The 608-nt window shown below is 54.3% G+C and carries 1 protein-coding gene; it reads left to right on the forward strand.

Translation table 11 applies throughout. The features are described 5' to 3' along the window. The coding region (locus ACR0JA_RS23660; protein ID WP_480580427.1) for an IS6 family transposase at positions 1-555 on the forward strand (555 nt) is incomplete at its 5' end. Positions 556-608 lie beyond the last annotated feature (53 nt).

A 608-nucleotide genomic window follows, 5' to 3' on the forward strand; every position in this document is an offset into this window, starting at 1 on the left:
TATTGGTGGAACAGGTTTGGCCCAGTGTTTGCTGCTGAGATCCGAAGAAAGCGTGTTCAGCAAATGAGAGCATACTCCAAATGGAAGTGGCACGTGGACGAGGTTTTCGTGAAGGTGAATGGCAAGCGGCATTATCTTTGGCGGGCCGTTGATCACGAAGGTGAGGTGCTGGAAGCCGTTGTCACCAAGCGCCGGAACAAAGCTGCAGCACTGAGATTCCTCGGGAAATTGATGAAGCGATACGGTAAAGCGGAAAACGTCGTCACGGATCGCTTCGCCTCATACAGAGCCGCGCTCAGAGAGCTTGGCGCGCTCGAAAAACAACAGACGGGAAGGTGGCTCAACAACCGCGTCGAGAACTCGCACCTTCCTTTTCGACGACGCGAACGTGCGATGCAGCGTTTCAGGCGCATGCGAAGTCTACAGAAATTCGCCTCCGTCCATTCCTCCGTATACAACCATTTCAACCAGGAAAGATCGCTAGCCAGCCGAAACACCTTCAAGCTGACCCGCACCGCCGCTCTTAGCGAGTGGCGTCAACTTTGTTCCGGATAGGTTCGCGGATTCCGCAGCAAACTGAGACTGGTTCGAATTCGTCTGACAGCACC

Source organism: Ruegeria sp. AM4, from assembly GCF_056540665.1.